Source organism: Vibrio sp. T13N, from assembly GCF_032970445.1.
GTDB classification, from domain to species: domain Bacteria; phylum Pseudomonadota; class Gammaproteobacteria; order Enterobacterales; family Vibrionaceae; genus Vibrio; species Vibrio diabolicus.
The window spans coordinates 411195-434604 of the sequence record NZ_JAWJYE010000002.1; the positions used below are offsets into that span (position 1 = coordinate 411195).

The 23410-nt window shown below is 46.3% G+C and carries 21 protein-coding genes; 11 read left to right on the forward strand and 10 right to left on the reverse strand.

Going from position 1 to position 23410, the window contains the following annotated elements:
- Nucleotides 1-23: 23 nt before the first annotated feature.
- From R2S67_RS04850 to R2S67_RS04860, 3 genes are read left to right on the forward strand one after another with little or no spacing between them, the layout of a single operon-like run.
- Nucleotides 24-806, forward strand: a complete 783-nt coding sequence (locus R2S67_RS04850) for an enoyl-CoA hydratase-related protein (RefSeq protein WP_317342613.1) — start codon at nucleotides 24-26, stop codon at nucleotides 804-806.
- Nucleotides 799-2859, forward strand: a complete 2061-nt coding sequence (locus tag R2S67_RS04855) for an acetyl/propionyl/methylcrotonyl-CoA carboxylase subunit alpha (RefSeq protein WP_317342615.1) — start codon at nucleotides 799-801, stop codon at nucleotides 2857-2859. Before R2S67_RS04850 ends, R2S67_RS04855 begins: the two co-directional genes overlap by 8 nt.
- Complete coding sequence (locus tag R2S67_RS04860; RefSeq protein ID WP_301578261.1) at nucleotides 2840-3742, forward strand: hydroxymethylglutaryl-CoA lyase; 903 nt, start codon at nucleotides 2840-2842, stop codon at nucleotides 3740-3742. The genes R2S67_RS04855 and R2S67_RS04860 overlap by 20 nt, the downstream gene beginning before the upstream one ends.
- A gap of 86 nt (nucleotides 3743-3828) precedes the next feature.
- Here the strand turns inward: R2S67_RS04860 and R2S67_RS04865 are convergent, their stop codons facing one another.
- Together R2S67_RS04865 and R2S67_RS04870 are read right to left on the reverse strand one after the other, a co-directional pair.
- Nucleotides 3829-6450, reverse strand: a complete 2622-nt coding sequence (locus R2S67_RS04865) for an ATP-binding protein (protein WP_317342618.1) — start codon at nucleotides 6448-6450, stop codon at nucleotides 3829-3831.
- A gap of 11 nt (nucleotides 6451-6461) precedes the next feature.
- Nucleotides 6462-7298 (reverse strand): phosphate/phosphite/phosphonate ABC transporter substrate-binding protein, encoded by an 837-nt coding sequence (locus R2S67_RS04870; RefSeq protein WP_164665524.1) that lies wholly within the window; start codon nucleotides 7296-7298, stop codon nucleotides 6462-6464.
- Between the two features lie 132 nt (nucleotides 7299-7430).
- On the opposite strand from R2S67_RS04870, the gene R2S67_RS04875 reads away from it, so the two are divergent.
- Complete coding sequence (locus R2S67_RS04875; RefSeq protein ID WP_317342621.1) at nucleotides 7431-7751, forward strand: DUF1840 domain-containing protein; 321 nt, start codon at nucleotides 7431-7433, stop codon at nucleotides 7749-7751.
- Nucleotides 7752-7994: 243 nt separating this feature from the next.
- The gene (locus R2S67_RS04880; RefSeq protein ID WP_167427392.1) at nucleotides 7995-8543 is read left to right on the forward strand and encodes a sugar O-acetyltransferase; all 549 of its coding nucleotides are present in this window, start codon (nucleotides 7995-7997) and stop codon (nucleotides 8541-8543) included.
- A 9-nt stretch (nucleotides 8544-8552) separates the two neighbouring features.
- Here the strand turns inward: R2S67_RS04880 and R2S67_RS04885 are convergent, their stop codons facing one another.
- On the reverse strand, nucleotides 8553-9986 hold the full coding sequence (locus R2S67_RS04885; RefSeq protein ID WP_274612104.1) for a PLP-dependent aminotransferase family protein: 1434 nt from the start codon (nucleotides 9984-9986) through the stop codon (nucleotides 8553-8555).
- Nucleotides 9987-10122: 136 nt separating this feature from the next.
- Between R2S67_RS04885 and R2S67_RS04890 the strand changes: the two genes are divergently transcribed.
- From R2S67_RS04890 to R2S67_RS04900, 3 genes are read left to right on the forward strand one after another with little or no spacing between them, the layout of a single operon-like run.
- Complete coding sequence (locus tag R2S67_RS04890; RefSeq protein ID WP_317342622.1) at nucleotides 10123-11487, forward strand: cytochrome ubiquinol oxidase subunit I; 1365 nt, start codon at nucleotides 10123-10125, stop codon at nucleotides 11485-11487.
- 28 nt (nucleotides 11488-11515) lie between these two features.
- Entirely contained in the window at nucleotides 11516-12523 is a 1008-nt protein-coding gene (gene cydB, locus R2S67_RS04895) for a cytochrome d ubiquinol oxidase subunit II (protein WP_317342623.1), read from the forward strand.
- 20 nt (nucleotides 12524-12543) lie between these two features.
- On the forward strand, nucleotides 12544-12672 hold the full coding sequence (locus R2S67_RS04900) for a DUF2474 domain-containing protein (protein ID WP_015313385.1): 129 nt from the start codon (nucleotides 12544-12546) through the stop codon (nucleotides 12670-12672).
- Between the two features lie 133 nt (nucleotides 12673-12805).
- Here the strand turns inward: R2S67_RS04900 and R2S67_RS04905 are convergent, their stop codons facing one another.
- From R2S67_RS04905 to R2S67_RS04915, 3 genes are all read right to left on the reverse strand, one after another.
- Nucleotides 12806-13312, reverse strand: coding sequence for a hypothetical protein (locus R2S67_RS04905; RefSeq protein WP_167416110.1), 507 nt, complete (start codon nucleotides 13310-13312; stop codon nucleotides 12806-12808).
- Nucleotides 13305-14030 (reverse strand): hexitol phosphatase HxpB, encoded by a 726-nt coding sequence (hxpB, locus tag R2S67_RS04910; protein ID WP_046875947.1) that lies wholly within the window; start codon nucleotides 14028-14030, stop codon nucleotides 13305-13307. Before hxpB ends, R2S67_RS04905 begins: the two co-directional genes overlap by 8 nt.
- Nucleotides 14031-14159: 129 nt before the next feature.
- Complete coding sequence (locus R2S67_RS04915; RefSeq protein WP_317342629.1) at nucleotides 14160-15041, reverse strand: LysR family transcriptional regulator; 882 nt, start codon at nucleotides 15039-15041, stop codon at nucleotides 14160-14162.
- Nucleotides 15042-15138: 97 nt separating this feature from the next.
- Here R2S67_RS04915 and budA point away from each other — a divergent pair, with 97 nt between their 5' ends.
- Genes budA through R2S67_RS04930 form a run of 3 tightly spaced genes read left to right on the forward strand, consistent with a single transcriptional unit; the run spans nucleotide 15139 to nucleotide 18412 of the window.
- Entirely contained in the window at nucleotides 15139-15924 is a 786-nt protein-coding gene (gene budA / locus R2S67_RS04920) for an acetolactate decarboxylase (RefSeq protein ID WP_005373273.1), read from the forward strand.
- 29 nt (nucleotides 15925-15953) lie between these two features.
- Nucleotides 15954-17657 (forward strand): acetolactate synthase AlsS, encoded by a 1704-nt coding sequence (gene alsS, locus R2S67_RS04925; protein ID WP_317342632.1) that lies wholly within the window; start codon nucleotides 15954-15956, stop codon nucleotides 17655-17657.
- A complete protein-coding gene (locus R2S67_RS04930) occupies nucleotides 17654-18412 on the forward strand; it encodes an SDR family oxidoreductase (protein WP_317342634.1) in 759 nt (252 codons plus the stop codon). The genes alsS and R2S67_RS04930 overlap by 4 nt, the downstream gene beginning before the upstream one ends.
- A 91-nt stretch (nucleotides 18413-18503) precedes the next feature.
- On the opposite strand, the gene R2S67_RS04935 is transcribed toward R2S67_RS04930, so the two are convergent.
- From R2S67_RS04935 to R2S67_RS04950, 4 genes are all read right to left on the reverse strand, one after another.
- The gene (locus R2S67_RS04935) at nucleotides 18504-20417 is read right to left on the reverse strand and encodes a BCCT family transporter (protein WP_048624916.1); all 1914 of its coding nucleotides are present in this window, start codon (nucleotides 20415-20417) and stop codon (nucleotides 18504-18506) included.
- A 150-nt stretch (nucleotides 20418-20567) separates the two neighbouring features.
- Nucleotides 20568-21173: a methyltransferase domain-containing protein gene (locus R2S67_RS04940; RefSeq protein WP_047008212.1), complete on the reverse strand. Its 606-nt coding sequence runs from the start codon at nucleotides 21171-21173 to the stop codon at nucleotides 20568-20570.
- 124 nt (nucleotides 21174-21297) lie between these two features.
- Complete coding sequence (locus R2S67_RS04945; RefSeq protein ID WP_317342637.1) at nucleotides 21298-22500, reverse strand: phenylacetate--CoA ligase family protein; 1203 nt, start codon at nucleotides 22498-22500, stop codon at nucleotides 21298-21300.
- A 9-nt stretch (nucleotides 22501-22509) separates the two neighbouring features.
- Complete coding sequence (locus R2S67_RS04950) at nucleotides 22510-23331, reverse strand: ABC transporter ATP-binding protein (RefSeq protein WP_005392594.1); 822 nt, start codon at nucleotides 23329-23331, stop codon at nucleotides 22510-22512.
- Nucleotides 23332-23410 lie beyond the last annotated feature (79 nt).

Sequence of the window (23410 nt, forward strand, 5' to 3'; positions counted from 1 at the left end):
AAATGTCAGACAAAGGAAGTCACATGACCGGACTACTGCTTGAAAAAGACAGCAATGGTGTTGCTTGGTTGAGCCTGAATCGACCAGAGAAACACAACGCGTTTAATGACGAGTTAATTGCTTCACTTATCGAAACTTTGGAACAGCTTGAGAGAGACGATTCTTTACGTGCGCTGGTTCTAACGGCGCAAGGGAAACACTTTTCTGCGGGTGCAGACCTTGGCTGGATGCAGTCAATGGCCACCAAAACCGAGAGTGAAAACCTGCAAGACGCACAGCAATTGGCGATGCTCCTGCATAAACTGGATACCTTTAGCAAACCAACCATTGCTATGGTGCACGGCGCAGCATTTGGTGGTGCACTCGGGCTTATCTGCTGCTGCGATATCGCCATCGGCACACCTGAGAGCCGCTTCTGTTTGAGTGAAGTGAAACTCGGCTTATTGCCCGCGACCATCGGTCCCTACGTAATCCGAGCAATTGGACAACGACAAAGCCGACGCTACTTTTTAACCGCGGAATTGATCGATGCCGAAACCGCACTATCGATGAGTATTCTTCATCAGATAGACGCTCAACCACGTGAAGCCGTCAATCGCACCATTGATCACCTGCTTAACAACGGTCCACAAGCCATGCAAGCAGCAAAAGCACTCTGCTTACGTTGTGATAACCAACCTATCGATCACTCATTAATTGAATACACTAGCCAAGCCATAGCAACCGCCCGCGTGTCCAGCGAAGGACAAGAAGGGCTGACTGCGTTTTTTGAAAAGCGCGCCGCCAGTTGGAGGAATCATGTTTAAAAGAATACTGATCGCAAACCGCGGTGAAATTGCATGCCGAATTATTAAAACCGCAAAAAGCATAGCTATAGAGACGGTTGCCGTCTATTCCGAAGCGGATCGCAGCAGCTTACATGTTAAACAAGCAGATTTCGCTGAATTTATCGGCCCTGCTCCGGCGAGTGAGTCGTACCTCGATATCGATGCGATTATCAATGCTGCAAAAAAATGGCAAGCTGATGCTATCCACCCTGGGTATGGTTTTCTTTCCGAGAACCCGAAACTAGCCAAAGCGTGCAGCGAAAATGGCATCGTCTTTATTGGTCCTTCCACCAGCGCAATTGAGGCAATGGGTTCTAAATCTCAAGCCAAAGCAATCATGTCAGAGGCGAACGTGCCCTTGGTTCCGGGCTACCACGGCACAGACAATAGCGTTGAGCATTTATTAGCGGAAGCGGAAAAAATCGGTTACCCAGTGATGCTTAAAGCAACACAAGGTGGCGGCGGTAAAGGCATGCGAGTGGTCAATAGCGCAGCCGAAATGCCCTTGGCCATCGACGGTGCGCAGCGTGAAGCACTTTCAAGCTTTGGCGATAAGCAGCTTCTAATCGAAAAATGCATATTGCAGCCTCGCCACGTGGAAGTTCAGGTATTTGCTGACCAGCATGGCAACTGTGTCTATCTTTCTGATCGTGATTGTTCCATTCAGCGTCGTCATCAAAAAGTAGTCGAAGAAGCGCCAGCTCCCGGTCTTAGTGATGAACTGCGTAAACAAATGGGTAAAGCCGCGGTTCAGGCCGCTCAGGCGATCGACTACGTTGGCGCTGGTACGGTTGAATTCTTACTTGATAGCCGTGGTCAGTTCTACTTTATGGAGATGAATACCCGCCTGCAAGTTGAACACCCAGTCACTGAATTGATAACAGGTGTAGATCTCGTTGAATGGCAGTTCAAAGTTGCTGCTGGCGAGCGTTTACCTATCTCACAAAACGAAATCACGCATAACGGTCACTCAATCGAGCTACGAATTTACGCCGAAGACGCCGAGAACGACTTTATGCCGTCGACTGGATGCATCGATTATTTAAAGGAACCCGTCTCAGACAGTAATGTTCGCTTGGCGTGTGTGCGCGTCGATAGCGGTGTCACACAGGGCGATACCATCAGCGAATACTACGATCCGATGATCAGCAAACTGATTGTTTGGGGGCAAACTCGTGATATCGCCCTAAAGCAGCTTAAAGAGGCTTTAACTCAATATCATGTACGTGGAGTCACGACAAACATTGGTTATCTGCACAGCATTATTTCGCAGCCAGCCTTTGCCAATATCGCACTTGATACCGACTTCTTGGTTAAACACCAGCAAGGTATCAGCACACAGCAAAATGTGTTGGATTCTATCTGGTTAACGTTGGCTGCCGTTGCTCGCTGGAATGCTCTCACTGCTAAATCAGACAGCTCAACGTTACCCGCGCCAACCTCACAAGGTTTTAGGCTGTCAGTTGACAACGTTTATCGATTTAACTTCACGGATGCCAATGTCAACCATCAAGTACGTTTGCATCATTCGTCTCAGCAATCATGCACTCAACATCCTGAGCCCTTCACTATCGAATGTGGCGAAGAACGACATCAGGTCATCCTGCTTGAAAGTGGCAACCAGTTTATCGTCGATATTGATAATGTGCGTTACACCTTTAATGCGCTCAACGACGAGCAAAAGACGACGCTGTTTTATCTTGGTCAGCAACGCACATTCGAACACCAACCAAGCTTTGAATCAGCAAAAGGCGCGGATGATGAGCTAAGCCCAACCGCGCCACTTAACGGCATAATCTCTGCTGTCATGGTGAATAAAGGCGACGAAGTGGCGGCTGGTGATCCATTGTTAGTTCTCGAAGCGATGAAGATGGAGTACACCATCACAGCTCCGGTAGCTGCAACTGTTGATGAGATTTTTTATCAGCATGGAGACCAAGTACAGCACGGTTCCATCCTGCTGCATTTAATTTCTACACCCGATAATGTCTGTGAAGATAAGGAGCACGAATATGCTACCAGCGAAGGTTAATATCGTCGAAGTTGGTGCGCGTGATGGCCTACAAAATGAAACTGCTGTGACGCTGGTCGATAAAATCCGGTTGATCAATCTGCTAAGCAACAGTGGCTTAAAGCACATTGAAGCAGGCTCTTTCGTCTCGCCGAAATGGGTGCCTCAAATGGCCGATTCCGATCAGGTGTTTGCGGAGATCACGCAAAAGCCTGACGTGGTTTACAGCGCGCTCACACCAAATCTCGCAGGGTTAGAGCGTGCGCTGGAAAGTGGCGTAAAGCAAATTGCGGTATTTGGCTCCGCTTCAGAAGCGTTCAGCCAGAAGAACATCAACTGCAGCATTGCCGAAAGCCTCTCTCGCTTTGAGCCCGTTATCGAGCTCGCAAAGCAACACAACATTCCTGTGCGTGGGTATTTATCCTGCACCATGGTTTGCCCCTACGAGGGAGAAATAAAACCAGAGCAAACCACCGCGGTAGCGAATACGCTGTTTGATATGGGATGTTATGAAATTTCGCTCGGTGACACGGTCGGCAAAGCAACGCCTAATCGCGTTATCGCCATGCTGGACTCTCAGCTAACACAGCTACCCAAAGATGCGTTAGCCGTGCACTTCCACGACACGTACGGACAAGCGTTAGCCAATATCTACCAAGCCTTGCTGATGGGGATCAATACCATTGATAGTGCCGTTGCAGGACTGGGCGGCTGCCCTTACGCGAAAGGTGCCAGTGGCAATGTTGCAACGGAAGATGTGCTTTATCTGTGTGAGCAACTTGGGATTGAAACGGGGATTGATCTCAACATCATCAATGAAGCGGGTTGGCAAATTTGCCATGCATTAGGTAAACGTCCGTCTTCCAAAGTAGCACTCGCTTTGGGTGACCCAAACAGCTTGTAAATTGCTCAACCCACGATACACAACTACAAACGAGCATGTTTAATAACATGCTCGTTTTTTTGAGCCGATTTAATCTAACCGAAACACTAAACAGAAGCGTGCTTTTCCTCTGCAAGGGTGTGGCATCCCCACTTCGCGATCATATTAAGCAAATCACTTTTCTGAACTGGTTTTGTCAGGTAATCATCCATACCTAATGCGATACTTTTTTGTTGCTGCTCTTGCATCGCATGTGCAGAAAACGCGACGATTGGACACCAAGGAAACGCACCACTTTCCTGTAACTCACGAATGTCTTTTGTCACGCCAAAACCATCTTTGTTTGGCATAGAAATATCGGTAATCACCAAGTCCGGAGAAATCTGTTTATAAAGTTCAACGGCTTCAACACCATCTTCCGCCAACGTCAGTTTAACACCTGTGTCTTGCAACATTTTTTCAATCAATATTCGATTGATATGGCTGTCTTCTGCGACTAATAGGTGCAGGCTAGAAAAGTCAGGATTCTCATCTGAGGAAAGTTCTCGACGCTTTTGTGTCTTAGTAGAAAACAGAGCTTGCAGTTTATGCTGCGTGACCGGTTGCGGCAATAAACGATCCCGCTCGCACGACCATGCCTGCCCTTCCTCCATCACGCAAGGTGCAAGGAACAGTACCCGTTTGGCAGCGGATCCTGTCGCATCAAGCTCATAGAGCGCATCTCTATCTTGAGCATTGTTTACACTCGCGAGGATACGATCAAAACCATCCAATTTTTTACCCAAAGACTGCGCAGTTGACCAATCGTTGGCATGAGTAACTTCAATGCCAATCTCTTGAGCTAAATGTATCAAGTGTTGCACGCGCGGTTGATAATCATCAATCAACAATAGTCGATTTGCACTCAGCTCTATCGGTTCGGAAAGAAGCTGACTTTGCTTAGGCAACTGCAAACTAAAGCTAAAACACGACCCTTTGCCAAAATCCGAATGCACACAAAGCTCGCCGTTGTACATGCTGATCAAACGTTTTGAGATTGCCAACCCCAAGCCTGTACCTTCATGGCGTCTTGTCGCGGAGGTATCGACCTGCTCAAACTTATCCATAATATGAGCCAATCGATCTTCGGGAATACCAATGCCCGTATCACTCACGGAAAAATCAAAACCTTGCTCACTTTCTCTGACTTTGAGTAGCACATGGCCTTCATCTGTGAATTTCACCGCATTACCGATCAAGTTAAGCAAGATTTGATTAATCCGACCTTTATCACCGACCACGACCGTATTCATGGCCAATGGCATATCAACCAACAACTTGAGGTTCTTTTTATCCGCCTGATAGGCACACAAAGCGGTGCAGCTCTCGACGAGTGAACGCAAGTCAAACTCCTCTTCAACTAACGTCAACTTGCCCGCTTCTACTTTGCTGTAGTCGAGGATGTCGTTAATGATGGTCACAAGGTTGTTGGCAGATTTGTGCAGCAAGAGTAATAACTCCCTTGGCTCTCGACGGTTTTCGTTCTCAAGCAATATCTCGCTGATCCCCATGATCGCGTTCATTGGGGTACGAATCTCATGGCTCATGTTCGCCAAAAATTCCGATTTGGCTTGCATCGCCTTTTTCGATTTATCTAAAGCAGACGACAGACGCCTCTCCATCCTGCGCCTGTCGGTGATGTCACGCTCTACCGCAATAAAACGTAACAGCCCGCCATCTTCATCAAACACAGGAGAGAGCTCCAACTCGACCCAATACGCGTGCTTCGACTTGGTATAGTTGAGTATTTCAACCCTAATAGGAGAATGCTTACGGACACTGTTTGAGAGCAATGCCACCGTATTTGGGTCTGTGTCTGGCCCTTGGAGTAACTCGCCCGGCGATTTGCCAATAACTTCTTCCAACGTATATTCGGTTAGCTGTTCAAACGCAGGGTTTACCCATGCAATAGTGCCGTCAGGGTGAGTAATGATAATGGTATCACGCGCATGTTCGGCAACCTCAGCAAGCTGCGATATTTTGGCCGATAACTGTTGCTGGGTTTGATGCTCTTGCTGAAGTTTAGTTTGCGCTTGCGCTAAAGAGCGTGACATTTGGTTAAACGCTTCGCCAACACGTGTAACTTCGTCATTGCCTGAAATCGAAATTTGCGAACCCGGACCTTGCTGTGAAACCTTGATTACCCCAGTACGAAGAAGATCGAGCCGCTTCATCAAATAGCTACCGAGAGCATACGAAAACATGGCCACCAGCGACATTTCAATAAAGGCGATAACCAAACTTGCTTGAGTCGCAAATGAAAGAACTTGATGTACATGTTCAACATTCACACCCATTTCAACCTTACCGAAAGTCTGCTCTCCAAGAGTAATCTCTTGCGCAACATCGTAAACTCCATCGGTCACATCAAACGGTCTCACACCAGTATCAACACCGCTGTAATCCCCCTGTAGCGTCAGCTCGACGCCATCTTGGTTAACAATACGAATATAAGCCAGCTCGCGCTCACTCACGACAGAGCGAGCAAAACTGTCTAGATAGGCTAAGTCCGTCGCAATCACCGCATCTCTCGACGCCTGAGCAAATACACTCACCAAGTGTTGGCTCCCAACCTCGAGGCTAGTCTCGTTGGAACTTTCCAACCAATTAAGCCCACTAATGATGAGTACACCGAGTGCAAGGGCCTCAATAAGAGCAATGCCAAGTATCGTTTTCGAACGCAGCGTCATAGGGCAACCATTTATCTTGAGATTCCCAATTGAACAACATCTTGCCAATCTTGGTCTTGTGCAAGCTGTAACCCGTCAATGTTGAGTAAAGTAAAACTCTCCTGTGCTTTTGGATCATCATTAAGTTGCGAAATTGCCTTTCGTAAGGCAAGAGTAATCTCTTCATCGACATTATTTGAAACCGCAATAGCATGAGGCGTATAACCAGCAGTTGTATAAATGATGCTAAGTTGGTCTTTTATTTCACTCGGTAAGCTCTCAAAGGTACGCTTCACGCCACCACCAGCAATGTACAAACCTTTAAGTACCCCCAAATAGACTGAGTCGTGCGAACCGACGTATTTAGGCGTAAACTTGATGCCTTTCTGCGCCAACTCTGATTGTGTGATGATAGAAGCAGCAAATGCTCGTGGAGCAGGAAAAGCGATGGTCTTTTCTTGCAGCTCATCAAGGGAAACCGACTTCCCTCGCCTTGCTACAATAATGCCTGTGATCCGCTTATTTTTCGCTCTTGCTAACGCCGTATAACCTGGGTTTTGATTCACCAACGTAAAGTGATATGGGTTCATGTATGCAATGTCGTAGGCTCCAGCCATCAAGCGAGCTTCGAATGTGGGAATATCACGTGCCGTGGCAAACTTAATCTCAACGCCAGCAAGATCTCCCCAGCGTTGCAGTAATGGCTGCCATTGTTGCACTAGTTTGGTCGCCGACTGTTGCGGTACGACACCAAAAACAATGGAAGGTTGAGCAACGACAGAAGGTGACCATATGCATAACACCATAAGCAACGTAAATATTCGCTTGTGAAGCCGCCAAATCAACGTCTTTAATTGGGTGTTCAACAAAATCATCTCCTTATGTTTGTCTTTCGTTAAAGATAGATAGCTATCTGAAAGATTGCGAATTATCGGATTAAATTGCCTCGTGTCTCAGATACCATTTATACTCAAATGAACACCTACAACAGGAGCAGGTAAATGCTTATTACATTTCGTTGCCATAGCCACTCAAACGTCACTATGTTTGGCGATATTGCGATAAAGATGATCAAAATGATGGGGCATAGTGGCTCAGTACCAGGGTCAATTTCCGCTCAAGACACCCCTGATGCTCTATCTAGATTGACCTCCGCTCTCGCAGCACAAGAAGCGATAGAGAAGAACAACAGTCAAGCAACGGAAGAATATGAAGAGCAAGAGGAACCAACGGTCAGTTTAGGACGCAGAGCATTTCCACTTATTGAGCTTTTAAAATCGGCAATTAAAGAAGAGTGCGAAGTGATGTGGGACAGCCAATAAATGCTCCAAATCAAGCTGTGGAGAGGAAAGCAACATCCAATCTATACTTTCCTCCCCTGCTAAAAGGAACTTACCCAATTCACTTCTCTATTTGAATGACTCTTAACGAGTGCTTACTCAAAACTAACCTATTGAATATAAATCAGTGATAAACATCTGATTTCATAATAAAAACCTCCTATTGACTGAAACACTCACTTATCATTGTGGCCTCAACTGCAAACCATTAATGGAATGATTGTTATGTCAGAACTGACTCGGATGCGCTCTGGAGAAACCTATAATTGCCTGGATGAAGAACTAAAGCTAATGCGCGCCAAAACTGCGCAGCTTGTCTTCCAATTTAACCACGAGCCAAACCCAGATATCCGTAGACAACTATTGGCGGAAATGGGCGTCCAATTAAAAAACAGCGCCTGTATAGAGCCACCGCTTCAACTTACCTACGGTTGTCACTTGTCCATCGGAGAAAACACCTACATCAACTGGGATGCCATTATTCTGGACAATGGACAGGTTGAGGTTGGCGCGAACGTCATGATTGGGCCTAGAGTGCAAATTTACACAGCCGCTCATTCACTCGATACGCAAAGACGCTTAGCCGGAGATGAGATCGCCAAACCGGTAAAAATCGGCAATAACGTTTGGATTGGTGGGGGCGCTATCATACTGCCAGGCGTGACCATTGGCGATGAGGCCGTCGTCGGCGCTGGCTCTGTGATAACCAAAGACGTTGCGCCGGGCGATCGAGTTGCTGGAAATCCGGCGCGCTCCATTAAACCAAAAAACTGAAGAAAGTCGCTATTTTGCCAAATGATCGCGAATAATGTTGGCAAGCAGATTGAGAGCATGGACGTATTTGTCATTAAGCTCAAAAGAAGCGTTAAGACGAATACAGTGATCGTATTGTTCTGTCAGGCTGAACATCTTTCCCGGTGCGATGCTGATATTATCTTTTAGCGCTTCTCGATATATCTGCAAGGCGTCGATATGCTTGGGAAGCTCTAACCAAATAAAGTACCCGCCGCTTTGGCTTAACACTTTGACTTCTTCAGGTAACAGCTCATTAAGCAGATTCGTCATCTTACTTTTACGTTCAAACAGCTTTTTCCGTAACTGCTTCAAATGCGATTCATAATTGCGGCTTGTTAAATAGTGCACCAATGTCATTTGCACTGGTGCACTCGTCGCTAATGTACTCATTAGCTGTAACTTTTGTACCTCTAGCGCCCGCTTTCCCGCCGCAACCCAACCAATACGTAGCCCTGCGATTAGTGATTTTGAAAACGAGGAGCACAACATGGTATTGCCCGTGTCATCAAACATTCTTAGTGGGTAAACCGAGTCATTCTCGGCATGCAGTTCGCTGTACACATCATCTTCAATCACTGGCACGTTATATCGCTGTGTCAGCTCAATCAGCTTTTGTTTTTTCTCGTTGGAGAGCGTAAAACCCAGAGGATTTTGGAAGTTCGACATCAGCCAACATGCTTTCACATCGTGTGTTTGCAGCGCTCGTTCCAATGAGTCTAGGTCAATGCCCGTGACAGGGTCTGTTCTTACTGAGAGCGCTTTCAAACCTAACCGCTCCAAGGATTGCAATGCGCCATAGAATGCAGGCGACTCCACAACCACCCAATCTCCCGGTCTTGTGCAGGCTTGCAAACTGAGCGTTAACGCCTCCAGCGCGCCTGCCGTAATGACAATTTCATCGGGTGAAATTTCAATGCCTTTCGCAGCATAACGCTTCGCGATGATGGTGCGTAATTGTTCGTTTCCCGGCGGTAAGTTATCAAAGGTGGTGGAAATCGGCATATTGCGAGCGGCTGCGCTCATCGCCCGATTCACGTGATAGCGTGGATACAAGCTTGGATCTGGATAGGCAAAGCCAAAATTGATCATGGATGGATTTTTACTCGCCTGCAGCACATCAAAGATAAACTCATTGATGTCTACCTGCTCTGTCCACGAAACCGCTGCTGGCGCTTGGGGTTCATTTGAACTCTTAATATTGGGAGCAACGCGATAACCAGATCGCGGCTGTGACGTTACCCAGCCTTGAGATTCCAGAATTTGATAGGCATGCAACACCGTCATCAAGCTTAAGCCCGAGTGTTCAGATTGGCGACGCAGAGAAGGCAGCTTATCACCCGGATGCCATATCCCCGATTTTATCTGCCTTTTAAGCTGTTCCACTAACTCTTGATACTTCGCCACACGCGAATCCCCTTCCATAAAGCCGAATGCAAAATAATAACACTTCAATATTTAATCTGTTATAGGTTTATAGTCACTGTCTGTACCTACTTCCCTCATTCCGCTCCTTTTAAAATAGCTCTCTCATAAAACTTAAAAGATCAAAGGAAGTTTAATGTTTGGCCTCGACGCATTTATGCTTGCACGGATACAGTTCGCCTTTACGGTATCCTTTCATATTATTTTCCCCGCTATCACCATAGGTTTGGCCACCTACCTCGCAGTGTTGGAAGGTTTATGGCTAAAAACACGTAATCCCGATTACCAAAAGCTCTATCACTTCTGGTCGAAAATTTTTGCGGTTAACTTTGGAATGGGCGTTGTATCTGGTCTTGTCATGGCCTATCAATTCGGCACCAACTGGAGTGGTTTCTCCGACTTTGCTGGCTCTATCACGGGCCCATTACTGACTTATGAAGTGTTAACGGCTTTCTTTCTCGAAGCCGGATTTCTTGGCGTAATGCTGTTTGGGTGGCGTCGCGTCGGCGAAAAGCTGCACTTTTTTGCAACCTCGATGGTGGCGTTAGGAACGATCATTTCGACCTTCTGGATTCTCGCCTCCAACAGTTGGATGCAAACGCCACAAGGCTATGAAATTGTCGACGGACGCGTGGTACCAACCGACTGGTTTGCTATCGTTTTCAATCCTTCATTTCCTTATCGTTTGGCGCACATGAGCGTCGCGGCGTTCGTCAGTTCGGCACTCTTCGTTGGCGCGTCAGCCGCTTGGCATTTATTGAGAGGCAATCAAACGACTGCGGTAAAAACGATGTTTTCGATGTCGCTCGGGATCTTAGTGTTCCTTGCGCCACTCCAAGCCGTGATTGGCGATGTACACGGGTTAAACACTCTCGAACACCAGCCCGCCAAAATCGCTGCCATCGAAGGACATTGGGATAACAGCGATGGCAAACCAACCCCATTGATATTGTTCGGCATGCCAAACATGGAACAAGAACGCACAGACTATGCCTTAGAAATTCCTGTTCTAGGAAGTTTGATCCTACGCCACAGTTTAACTGAGCCAATCCCGGCGCTGAAAGACTTCCCGAAAGAGGAACGACCGAACTCACCTATCGTCTTTTGGTCATTTCGAATCATGGTCGGGTTAGGACTTCTGATGATTTTTCAAAGCTTCTACAGCATATGGTTACGAAAAAAGAACACGCTTTATACCTCGCGTTGGTTCCTCAAGTTTTCATTATTTATGGGGCCATCTGGTCTTATCGCAATACTCGCTGGCTGGTTTACGACAGAGGTTGGTCGGCAACCTTGGGTCGTGTATGGCGTACAAAAAACGCGTGATGCGGTGTCTGCACACGGAGACCTACAAATGAGCATCAGCCTGCTGTGTTTCCTTGTTGTGTACAGCTTGGTGTTTGGTTTTGGGTATTACTACATGATCCACCAAATCAAGAAAGGCCCCGATGCAATCGAACACGATGAGCACGACATGACGACCGTTTCAGGCCGCATCTAGAATTTGTCACAAAGTGAAGGTAGAAGATATGCATTTTGATTTATCCGTGATTTGGTTCGCGATCATCGTTTTTGCCACTTTGATGTACATCATCATGGACGGCTTCGATTTGGGTATTGGAATACTGATGCCCTTCATCAAGGATGAAAAACAAAAAGACGTCATGGTCAACAGTGTCGCGCCAGTTTGGGACGGCAACGAAACTTGGATTGTACTTGGAGGCGCATCTCTATTTGGCGCTTTTCCGATGGCTTACGCGGTGATTATTCAAGCGCTAACCATCCCTTTAACGTTGATGTTGATTGCTTTGATCTTTCGTGGCGTCGCGTTTGAGTTTCGCTTTAAAGCATTGGAAAGCCACTTAAAATTCTGGGACCGCTCTTTTATGGTCGGCTCGATTTTAACCACGTTTTTCCAAGGCATCGTTGTCGGCGCGGTAATTCAGGGCTTTGCGGTGGAAAACCGCGTTTTCGTAGGTAGCCAACTCGACTGGCTCAGCCCTTTTCCCATCTTTTGTGGCTTCGGTTTAGTCGCAACCTACGCGCTGCTTGGTAGCACATGGCTCATCATGAAGACGGAAGGTGCACTGCAAAACACGATGTACCGCTTCACTAACAAAACACTACTGGCGATGATCTCCGCATTAGTCATTGTGAGCGCTTGGACTCCACTTGCTTACCCTGCCATTGCGGAAAGATGGTTTTCTCTGCCGAATTTGTTCTACTTACTGCCCGTACCAGTCATTACTGGACTGGTATGTTTGAAGATTGCTGACTCCGTTAAAAAGCGTAAAGAGCGCAGCCCTTTCGTGATGGCATTGGTGATCGTAATTCTCGGGTTCGCTGGGCTTGGCATCAGTATCTGGCCAAATATCATTCCTCCTAGCATATCAATATGGGAAGCAGCGGCGCCTGCAAGCAGTCAGCGCTTTATGCTCGTTGGAGCGGTGATCATCATCCCGATAATTCTGGCTTACACCTTTTGGAGTTACTACGTCTTCTCCGGAAAAGTAAAAGAAGGCGAAGCGTACCATTAACGAGTTAATGAGGAGTGAGTATGAAAATCAAAAATTGGTGCCGCCAGTGGGCTTGGATGGTTGGGATCTGGGCGGCCAGTGTACTCGCTCTGGGGTTCGTATCAATGCTGTTTCGCGTCATGATGACCGCTGCAGGGTTAAAATCTTAGCTCGGCACTTTTTAGTCAATAAAAAATGGATGCCTCTAGATCTTGTGTAAGAGCTAGAGGCGTTGAACCTAATACTCAATCTTAATGAAAAAGCCAAGCGTTAAGAATCTACTCAAAACACTCTTTCATAAGTCTACATTGCCTGAAGTCGTTCATGCATGCTTACGAGATCAAAAGGTTCAAGCTTTTTCGCAATGCTCAGTAATGCTTCCTTTTTATCTTGCGGTAAACTTTGAAACTTCGACTCTAAACGTAAATCCACTTTGCTAAAAAGTAGCTTTCTAATTTGACTAGCTTTTGCCTTTGATAATTGCAATCCATCATTATCGGAGGTTTCAATTATCATGATAATTCTTGCTAACTCACTGAATTCATTATCAGAGCATAAATAAAGTGATTGTTTGTATAAATAGCCAACCGAAATTTCAAAATCAATATTAAGCGCTTGAATCTGACCGACAATGTTTTCACTCATATCATTTTGAGAAGCAGAGTTGATACAATCATCAAATCGCCTTTCAAATGTAACAAATCGATTATTGAGCTCGTCCAACATAGTCGTATCTTTTGCGAATGATTCTATAGGTAAAACCAATAAGAACATTGGCAGTAGGTATTTTTTCAGCGACCGACTATTCACAATCAAGTCCTTCTTCTAAAAAACTTTCATGCGGTGTTGGTGCAATTGTTGCTTTCAAATTCAAGTCCATTAAACTCGCCAAATGGCTTTCATTAAACTCTGATAGCTTTCGCAGCTTTAGACTGGCTTCATTAAACTCTTGGTAGAACTTATCAGGTTGAGGTATCACGACTGTTTTTATGTTTGCTCGTGTTGCCGCAAGCATACCCGAATAAGAGTCTTCAAAGGCAATACAGTTACTTGAATCTACACCTAGTTTATTGATTGTTGAAAGGTAGACATCTGGCTCTGGCTTGCCCTGTTCTACATCGTCTGACGATGATATCGCGTCAAAGTAACTGGCAATACCGAGTTTGTTCAAAATGGTGGGAATGAGTTGATAAGGTGAATTAGTAGACAGCCCTATCTTAAACCCTTTTTCCTTAAGCAATTTGAGTGTTTCTGTAACACCCTCTAATTCGCATCCTTTTTCAATTATTAATGCCTCCACTTTATCCACAACAGCATTCTCTACTTCCTCTAGGCTCTTTTCTTGCCAAGGATTACGTTCATACCAAAACCTTGTTACTTCATCTGTCGTCATCGTTGCAGTCTGCTTTGACAGTACTTCGGTCACCTGGACGCCAACTGATGAAAACACCTGCTTTTCCGCTTCCTTCCACAAAGGTTCTGAATCAATCAGCAACCCGTCCATATCAAAGACCGCAGCGTATATCATTGGTACATCCTCAGTAAGTTCTATTCGTTGAGTAAGATTTGTCTATTCAACCAAAGCATAGCTTTGCATATAACGAGGGAGAGTATCACATTTGCCTGTGGCTATCAGAGCCAGTTCGATGACTCATCTTTAGACCTCAACATGACCGATGTTCATGGCTACTTTCAACGCTTGTTTATTGAGATTAGATGCCTCCCAAGCAACAACAACACGACTAGTGAGAGGGATATCATCAATCTCGGCGACTGTCGCAGAATCATCGAGATGTTCAGCCAGTGAACGCGGAACGAGAGCAATACCTAACCCAGCCTGCGCCATGGCAATCGTCGTACGAAGTTGCGGTGCTGCGAACTGTGGTTCGAGTCTTACTCCTGCGTCGGCAAAAAGTGTGCTCATGCCATCAAACAATGCAGGTCCAGTCTCTCGTGGAAACAGTAAAATTTTATGGTCTCTCAACTGTTTCATCTGGATACAGGGATACTTTGCCAGCTCGTGCCCCGCCGGAATCACCGCGACAAACGGGTCGTTAAACAACACCTTGTGCTCAAAAGGCTCACTGGCGTAGCAGGGTAGCCGCATGATTGCGAGATCAAGTTGTTTGCTTTTTAACTGAGCGGCAAGCTCTGGCATTGACAGTTCCGCCGCCTGTAAATGAACCCCATTCTCTTGAATACGCCCCACCCTCTCTAATACCTTAATGCAGGTTGATGTTGACGTTGCGAACCCGATTTTAACCTGCATATTTTCACCACGGGCAATCTGTCGGGCTTTTGCTTTAGCGCGTTCCACATCAGCAAGAATATTTACCGCATCCGTATAAAAGACTTGCCCAGCATGGGTCAGTTCTACCCCTCTAGACAAGCGCTTAAATAGGTCCACACCAAGCTCGTGCTCTAACTTTTTGATTTGTTGACTTAAAGGAGGTTGCGCAATCCCTAACTGTTCAGCAGCTCGGGTAAAGTGACGAGTCTCGGCGACCGCGACAAAATACTTCAGGTAGCGAAATTCCATATATTTTCCATATCAAAATAAATCTTTTTTATATTGGATTTAGCACCGTGTAGAAGTCAATCTAAATATACTCTTCATTGCATAACTGGTCTTACTCATGCGTGGATTTTATAACCCTCTATGTGCTTGTTCGCTTGAAGTAGCGAAAGAATTTTCTGAATACCATCACGTTACCGGAGATGGTGAGATTTATCAGACTTCGTTAATGAGTGCTTTGATCGCTGGTGTTTACGAAGGCTCAACAACCATAGAAGAACTGCTGAAACATGGGGATTTTGGTTTAGGTACGTTCAATGAATTGGATGGTGAGTTGATTGCTTTTGATAAGGAAGTTTTTCAACTCAAGTCGGATGGCTCCGCAAACCCGGCAGACCTGGCGCAAAAAACGCCCTTTGCTGTCATGACTTTTTTTAAGCCTGATATCGAGCTGCCACTGACATCGCGCATGTCACGTCATGAAGTCCATAGCCTCATAGACGACATGGTTCCAAGTGACAACCTATTTTGCGCAGTGCGCATTGATGGCGTTTTCGATTCAGTTCGTACTCGTACCGTACCCAAACAAACACGCCCTTATCGGCCAATGCTTGAAGTGGTCAAAGAACAACCAACATTCCGCTTCACGCATAAGCAAGGCGTGGTCGCCGGCTTTCGCAGTCCTAAATATACGACTGGCATCAATGTACCCGGCTATCACGAACATTTTATTACCGATGACCGCCAAGGAGGTGGTCATATCCAGGATTACAGCATTTCGTCAGGATTTCTCCAGATTGGCAAAGTCTCACGGCTAGTGATTGATACCCCAGTATCGACAGACTTCCTCAACGCCAATTTGGCTCCGGAAGATATAAATACCGCCATAGAAAAGGCGGAAAAGTAACAAAGTCAGGCAAATAATAAGGACAACAAATGCAATCCAAACCTCCAAATAAAAATGGAGCTCAGTTGATCGCTCAACAGCTAGAGTCTCTCGGCATTAAGTACATTTTCGGTATTCCCGGTGCAAAAATCGATCGACTGTTCGATGCGATTGAAGACACTAACATCCAAATGATTCCGGTACGCCACGAGGCTAACGGCGCATTTATGGCGGGCGTTATGGGAAGACTAACCGGCAAAGCAGGCGTCACAATGGTTACGTCAGGTCCAGGCTGTGGCAATCTAGTTACGGGGGTGGCAACAGCAAACTCCGAAGGCGATCCGCTGATTGCTATCGGTGGTGCGGTGAAACGAACTGACCAGCAAAAACAAACACACCAGAGCATGGATACCGTCAGTATTTTTCGCTCTATAACCAAGTTCAGTGCTGAAGTGCAGCATGTGGACGCCGCAAGCGAGATCATGGCGAACGCATTTCGTATCGCAGAGTCAGGTCGTCCTGGGGCTTGCTTTTTGAGTCTCCCTCAAGATGTTTTATCCGAGCAAACCCAAACGGACATTATTGTCCCCTCGCCTTACACACAGCCTGGTTGCGCAGACATCGCAGCAATCGAAGAAGCGGTCAGTCGAATCAGTAAAGCAAAGCGTTGTGTGGTTTTACTTGGCCTTCACGCGAGCCGCAGCCAAAACGCTGCTGCTATCGCCCGATTTCTTCAAAATACGCAGCTACCCGTTGTCGGCACTTACCAAGCCGCCGGAACAGTAGACATCAACTACTATCACCACTTTGCTGGTCGTGTTGGTTTATTTAACAACCAACCCGGCGATGTTTTACTGCGGGACGCCGATTTAATTCTCACCATCGGCTTTAGCCCAATAGAGTATGACCCTGAGCTTTGGAACAGCCACCGCAACCCAGTGATTCACCTCGATATTGAACCGGCAGAATACCAACTTAATTATCAGCCTTGTGTTGAAATCGTCGGAAACATTGCGCAGTCATTAGACAAAATGGGCAGCTATATCTCTGAATATGCTCGCCTTTCCCCAACGGCACTTTCAGTACTGGAAGAGGTAGCACTGCAACGGCAAGTGATCAAAACCTATCCCAATGTCTATAACAAGCAAGGATTTCATCCACTGGCACTGATTAAAGCCATGCAATCTATCATCACACCAGATACCACGTTATGTCTTGATATGGGGAGCTTCCACATCTGGATCGCTCGTTACTTAAGTTGTTTTCGAGCTCGCCAAATGCTGGTGTCTAACGGCCAACAAACGATGGGCGTTGCACTGCCATGGGCCATTGGTGCCAGCCTACTAAAACCTGGTAGTAAAGTGGTATCGATATCGGGAGACGGCGGTTTTATGCAATCGAGCATGGAGTTAGAAACCGCGGTTAGACTGAACTGCAATATCGTCCATATTGTGTGGGTTGATAACGCCTACAACATGGTAGAAATGCAAGAGTTCAACAAATATCAGCGCTGCTCTGGTGTGAAATTTGGACCAATTGATTTCAAGGCGTATGCCGAATCATTTGGCGCGAAAGGCTTCGCAGTGACTAGTCAACACGAATTGCTACCGACATTGAATAAAGCCATGGACGTTGAAGGACCAGCAGTGGTGGCTATCCCCGTAGATTACAGCGACAACGACAAACTGATGTTGCCGCGCACAGAGAAAAATCAAGATCCCGTTTTTGTAAGTTTCGAAGGAGATATCGCATGAGAGGATTAAAAAATAAAGTCGCACTCGTGACTGGTTCTGCCAATGGTATTGGTTTGGCCATCGCAAAACGTTTGTATGAAGAAGGCGCAAACGTCGCTCTTGCCGATTGGAATGAAGAGCAGTTGGCAAACGCCGTTGAGAGCTTTGATAAACAGCGCGTGTCTGCGCATTCCATTGATGTTTCTGATCCAGATAAAGTCGCAGCACTGATTTCTGATGTTGTTACCCGTTTCGGTAAACTGGATATTTTAGTAAACAATGCTGGCGTACATGTCCCTGGTTCAGTGATTGAAGGTAGTGTGGAAGACTGGAAGAAGATCTCTGGTGTAAACATTGACGGCGTCGTTTATTGCGCGAAGTTTGCGTTACCTGAACTCTTAAAAACGAAAGGTTGTATGGTGAATACCGCGTCCGTTTCTGGTTTGGGTGGTGACTGGGGTGCCGCATTCTATTGCGCGAGTAAAGGCGCTGTGGTCAACCTTACTAGAGCGATGGCATTGGACCATGGTGCGGAGGGCGTAAGAATTAACGCCGTATGCCCAAGCATAGTAAAAACTAACATGACGAACGGCTGGCCGCAGGAAATCCGCGATAAATTCAATGAGCGCATTGCGCTTGGCCGAGCAGCAGAACCTGAAGAAATTGCGTCCGTCGTGACTTTCTTGGCAAGTGATGACGCATCTTTCATTAATGGCGTAAACCTACCTGTAGACGGCGGTGCCACCGCATCAGATGGTCAACCTAAAATAGTATAAGCATTAACACTGACTGAGCAGGATTTTTAACTGTAAGGTATCCACGCCAAAAAAAGAGCCGAGTTTGTACTCGGCTCTTGTGTGTCTGTTCTTAAGCCTGCGACGTTGCTAAACCTGCCGACGCGCCGCCTAATAACACATGATTAAATTCCATTCGAGATTCTTGGGCTTGTTCAGACAGTTCTTGTTTCTTCTGTTGAGCCAACTCAAGCGCTTCGGTTAGTTGCTGTAGCTCTGTTTGCATCTCTTCTGGTAAATGATGGTCCGAAAACCCAGATTCACAACTATGTTCTAAGGCAAATGCGCGAATTCTCTTACGCATGCTCATCAGGGCCGCCATTGCTTCGCGCTCTTCTTCAGCCGCCTGTTGAGCTAAGTCTTTAAAGCGCTCAAATTTCGCCAAAGCCATTCCCTCTGTTGACCAAGGGTCAATTTCCGGCAGTTCTTCAATGTTAATGGTTGGCTCTTCGTATTCTGCTTGATGTTTAATATCTAGGCTCGCCGCGCGAACAAAGGACACCATCAACATCACCGAGATAACTAGCAACGGTAAACCTCCCACGATCGCAGCGGTTTGTAATGTCGATAAACCTCCCATGAACATTAGGACGGTTGGCAGAAAAGACAAAGTAAACGCCCAGAACAAACGGTTCCAGCGCATCGGTTCTTCCGTCACATCATTTTGAACCACAGACGCAAGAATGTACGAGATAGAGTCAAACGACGTCGCCGTAAAAATGATACACAATAGTGTAAAAACACCAATAACGATTGGCCCTAACGGTAATGTGTCTAACGTTGCAAAAATAGCCGCTGGTGCGCCTGATTCGTTGAGGATTGCGATGACATCAAGCTCACCCGTCAATTGCAACGATAAACCGTAGTTACCTAAAACAATGAAGAATAAGAAACAACCTAAAGAACCGTAAAATATCGAACCTACGACCATCTGTTTGATCGTTCTTCCACGCGAGATACGCGCAACAAACAATCCCATACAAGGAGCAAAGACCAACCACCATGCCCAGTAGAAAATAGTCCAGTCTTGCGGGAAGTGTGTATCTGTAAACTCACCATAACCACCAAACGGCTCCGCCCAGGTGGCCATAACAAAGAAGTTAGACAACATACGACCAATAGAATCTAAGCCCGTTTCTAACATGAACACGGTTGGCCCAACGGCAAGTACAAAGAGTAACAAGCCCATCGCACCCCAGAAGTTAATGTTACTAAGGAATTTGATCCCCTTCTCAAGCCCTGCATACGCGGAGTAACCAAAAATCGCAGTGCAGAGAAGTAATACAGCCACTTGGCTGAAGGTATTGTTTGGAAGACCGAAGATATGATGTAGACCACCGTTGATAAGAGGCGCTGCTAAGCCAAGCGTAGTCGCCGCGCCACCCAACATACCAAAAATAAACAACACATCAATAAACTTGCCAATACCACCGTTTGCACGCTTTTCTCCTAATACAGGCATTAACGCACTAGAGATTTTCAAAACAGGTTGTTTGCGTACATAAAAGAAGTAAGCGATAGGCAGAGCAGGAATAAGGTAAATTGACCAAGCGATCGGTCCCCAGTGAAACAGACCATAAGTCGCGGCCCAGCGAATGGCTTCTTCACTCCCTGCTTCCAACTGAAATGGTGGTGATTGATAGTAGTATGCCCACTCGATACACCCCCAATACAGAATACTTGCGCCAATACCTCCACAAAATAGCATTGCAGCCCATGAGGCGTTACCAAATTCTGGTTGCTCGTCGGCTTCACCAAGTTTGATTTGGCCAAGATCGCTGAACACGGTGTAAATCATAAAACACATTGCTGCGATACCCAGTGCGAGGTATAACACACCAAGCTTATCGGTCATGAAAAATTTGGCCGAAGCTATCCAATCCGCACCTTGTGTGGGAAATAAAATTAAAGGTATAACGACGCTGAGTAAAAGAAAGAGTGAGCCTAAGAAGGTAGGCTTATCGATGAGAGAAAATGATTTGTCCATATTATATATCCTTATGTTTTCAAAGGACATGATCTACATTTCTCACAACTTCGCCAATTCACAACACTTATCGTTACCACAAGAATAATTGTCTTTAAAATATGCATTATGTGACGCTGATTTTGTATTCATTATTTGATGCCATAGCGTTTAAATACGGCAGCTTTTCTGCCACACCATCCAGCGCTCTCTACCTTTAAAAACCTCAACACTGTTTGCCACCACTGAGGATTCCACAAGCTTAAACGCCGGTTCTAGATAACCCTCCAACTCCCCACTTCGCAAACAAAATGGAGGGAAGCGAGAGTGGTAATCATCATCTATAACGAAATAACCGATTAACAAACCGTCTCTTGGCAGCAATTTATCCACCATAGCAAAGTAATCTGGCCACTGGTCTCTCGGTAGTGCAGCGAGAAAGGCACGCTCGTAAATCACATCAAATGAGTGCGTAGAGTCAGCGTTAAATACATCCCCCAGCACGACTTTATCTTTGTGCTTGCCTAACATCGATTGCGCCATTTTTACTGCTTGTTGGCTGTAATCCATCGCGATCACATCATGCCCATATTGAATAAAAGAGCTGAGTTCATAAGCAGCACCACAGCCAGGGATAAATACAGACTGACCGCTATGAAGCGCGTTTTCTAGGTAAGCTTTTAGCTCTTGAGGTGTGGTTTTGGCATCCCACGGCATGGTGCCTTGGGTAAACAAATTATCCCAAAACTGTTGATTGATGGTCGGTGCCTGCTTCATTTATCGCCCTCTTGATTGTACTGGCACAAAAAGAAAGGGATACGCAGCACAATGTGGTATCCCCTCTCCTAGCCTTTGATTTTTACGTTGTTAGCTTTTTATAACTGCGGTTTACAATGACGGGTTAACTGCGCAGGTCATTGATTAACGGCTGCTCCGCTTGGTTCGGTACAAACTGGACATTGCCTTTCAGTTTAGTGACAGACTGGAGTGTTGCTTGAATGTCCTCTGCTGATACATGCACATCATGACAACAGAAAGTAATGGCATCGTTGAAGCCATCGCGCTCAATTTTCAAGGAGCCTTTAATATCGTGGCGACGACAGACTTCTTGGATCTGATGCGGATAAACAAACAGGCCTTTCACTTTCACCGCTGAGTCCGCACGCCCCATCCAGCCTTTAATTCGCGCATTCGTGCGTGGCGAATCCGAGCCCGTTTCTAGGTATGCCGATAAATCTCCCGTTGCGTAGCGAATCAGCGGAAACTTCTCATCGAGCGATGTCACGACCACTTCGCCTACTTCTCCCGGTTGTACAGGAATGCCATCAGGATTAACGATTTCCACGATGATATCTTCGGCAATCACCAAGCCTTGCTCGCCAGACACTTGATAAGCAATCAAACCAAGCTCTGCACTTGCGTAGGCTTGAGAGACTGCAATGCCTTTGTCCTCAAACATCTGTTGCATGTCTGCGGTGACCGCTTCACCAGAGACCAGCGCTTTGGTAAAACTCGGCGACTCATCGTATTGTTCTTGGTACTTTTGTAGCAACGTCAGCAAGTAAGAAGGCGTGCCCGTATAACCCGTTGGCTGCAGCTGTTTAATCGCTTCAATTTGTGCTTCGGTATTCCCGACACCCGCCGGAAATACCGCGCAGCCACAAGCTCTTGCGCCACCATCCATAATAAATCCACCAGGCGAGAAATGATAAGAGAGCGTGTTATGCACTAAATCGCCCGCACTAAATCCAGCCGCGTGAAACGCGCGCCCCATACGCCAGAAATCCATCTCATCCGTTTGTGCCTCATACAACGGCCCCGGTGATTGGAATACGCGCGCCATCTGACCAATCGCAACACTATTTAAACCACCAAACGGCGGTTTAAATTGCTGTTGGTTTGGCATATTGAATTTGCGCGTAATCGGAAACTGGGTAAGCCCTTCACGATTATTTGCCAACGTAGGTTCTAACTCAGCAAAATGCGCCGCATAATGTTCGCTGTTGGCTTTTGCATTTTCAATCAGTGTCGGCAGACGTTGAAACAGCGATTCTTCTCGTGCCTGCGGAGACAAAGACTCTTTCGCATCAAATAGTTCGTTCATCCTTGCTCCTTACAACCAACGCTTACGACGTTTGTAAGATTTCAGATTCTTAAAGCTCTTACGATCTTCATCGCCGCCGCCAAGGTAGAATTCTTTCACATCTTCATTGTTTAGCAGTTCGTGCTTGCTGCCATCCAGAACGATTTTGCCTGATTCCATGATGTAACCGTAATCGGCCGCTTGAAGGGCAAAGTTGGCATTCTGTTCAACCAAAAGCATGGTAATGCCTTGATCTTTATTAATCTTGTTAATAATGCTGAACACCTCCTTCACCAACAGCGGCGAAAGCCCCATCGAAGGTTCATCCAACAAGATCATTTTTGGACGAGCCATCAGTGCACGACCAATCGCTAGCATTTGCTGCTCACCACCTGACAAATAACCCGCTAGACCAGTACGCTCTTTAAGGCGAGGGAAATAATCAAACACCATTTCGATGTCTTGCTCGACTTCGTTGTCCGTGCGCGTGTAAGCGCCTAAGCGAAGATTTTCTATTACCGTCATATCTTCAACAATTCGGCGCCCTTCCATCACTTGGAAGATGCCCGAACGGACGATCTCTTCCGGGCTTTTGTTGTCTATGCGCTCGCCCATGAAGTTGATTTCGCCGCGCGTCACTTCACCATCTTCGGTTTTCAATAGACCAGAAATGGCTTTCAACGTTGTGGATTTACCCGCACCGTTGGCACCAAGTAAGGTCACAATCTGCCCTTTTGGAACTTCTAAACTCACACCGCGAAGCACTAGTATTACTTCGTCGTAGACGACTTCAATGTTGTTCACTGAAAGCAGTATTTCTGCCGGTTCGATATTCGTTGCTAATTCAGCCATCAAACTACTCCTTGCTAGGGTGAGAGCGTTCTCTCACCCATCCTTATTTTCAGTAAGCTTTGTTATTAATAAGTCGTAG

Excerpts from the sequence above, each read along its gene's own strand:
- R2S67_RS04850 (WP_317342613.1), top strand. The coding sequence starts at position 24 with ATGACCGGACTACTGCTTGAAAAAGACAGCAATGGTGTTGCTTGGTTG.
- R2S67_RS04880 (WP_167427392.1), top strand. The coding sequence starts at position 7,995 with ATGTCAGAACTGACTCGGATGCGCTCTGGAGAAACCTATAATTGCCTG.
- R2S67_RS04915 (WP_317342629.1), bottom strand. The coding sequence starts at position 15,041 with ATGGAATTTCGCTACCTGAAGTATTTTGTCGCGGTCGCCGAGACTCGT.
- budA (WP_005373273.1), top strand. The coding sequence starts at position 15,139 with ATGCGTGGATTTTATAACCCTCTATGTGCTTGTTCGCTTGAAGTAGCG.
- R2S67_RS04890 (WP_317342622.1), top strand. The coding sequence starts at position 10,123 with ATGTTTGGCCTCGACGCATTTATGCTTGCACGGATACAGTTCGCCTTT.
- alsS (WP_317342632.1), top strand. The coding sequence starts at position 15,954 with ATGCAATCCAAACCTCCAAATAAAAATGGAGCTCAGTTGATCGCTCAA.
- R2S67_RS04885 (WP_274612104.1), bottom strand. The coding sequence starts at position 9,986 with ATGGAAGGGGATTCGCGTGTGGCGAAGTATCAAGAGTTAGTGGAACAG.
- R2S67_RS04865 (WP_317342618.1), bottom strand. The coding sequence starts at position 6,450 with ATGACGCTGCGTTCGAAAACGATACTTGGCATTGCTCTTATTGAGGCC.
- R2S67_RS04875 (WP_317342621.1), top strand. The coding sequence starts at position 7,431 with ATGCTTATTACATTTCGTTGCCATAGCCACTCAAACGTCACTATGTTT.
- R2S67_RS04935 (WP_048624916.1), bottom strand. The coding sequence starts at position 20,417 with ATGGACAAATCATTTTCTCTCATCGATAAGCCTACCTTCTTAGGCTCA.
- R2S67_RS04950 (WP_005392594.1), bottom strand. The coding sequence starts at position 23,331 with ATGGCTGAATTAGCAACGAATATCGAACCGGCAGAAATACTGCTTTCA.
- R2S67_RS04940 (WP_047008212.1), bottom strand. The coding sequence starts at position 21,173 with ATGAAGCAGGCACCGACCATCAATCAACAGTTTTGGGATAATTTGTTT.
- hxpB (WP_046875947.1), bottom strand. The coding sequence starts at position 14,030 with ATGATATACGCTGCGGTCTTTGATATGGACGGGTTGCTGATTGATTCA.
- R2S67_RS04945 (WP_317342637.1), bottom strand. The coding sequence starts at position 22,500 with ATGAACGAACTATTTGATGCGAAAGAGTCTTTGTCTCCGCAGGCACGA.
- R2S67_RS04855 (WP_317342615.1), top strand. The coding sequence starts at position 799 with ATGTTTAAAAGAATACTGATCGCAAACCGCGGTGAAATTGCATGCCGA.
- R2S67_RS04860 (WP_301578261.1), top strand. The coding sequence starts at position 2,840 with ATGCTACCAGCGAAGGTTAATATCGTCGAAGTTGGTGCGCGTGATGGC.
- R2S67_RS04900 (WP_015313385.1), top strand. The coding sequence starts at position 12,544 with ATGAAAATCAAAAATTGGTGCCGCCAGTGGGCTTGGATGGTTGGGATC.
- R2S67_RS04930 (WP_317342634.1), top strand. The coding sequence starts at position 17,654 with ATGAGAGGATTAAAAAATAAAGTCGCACTCGTGACTGGTTCTGCCAAT.
- cydB (WP_317342623.1), top strand. The coding sequence starts at position 11,516 with ATGCATTTTGATTTATCCGTGATTTGGTTCGCGATCATCGTTTTTGCC.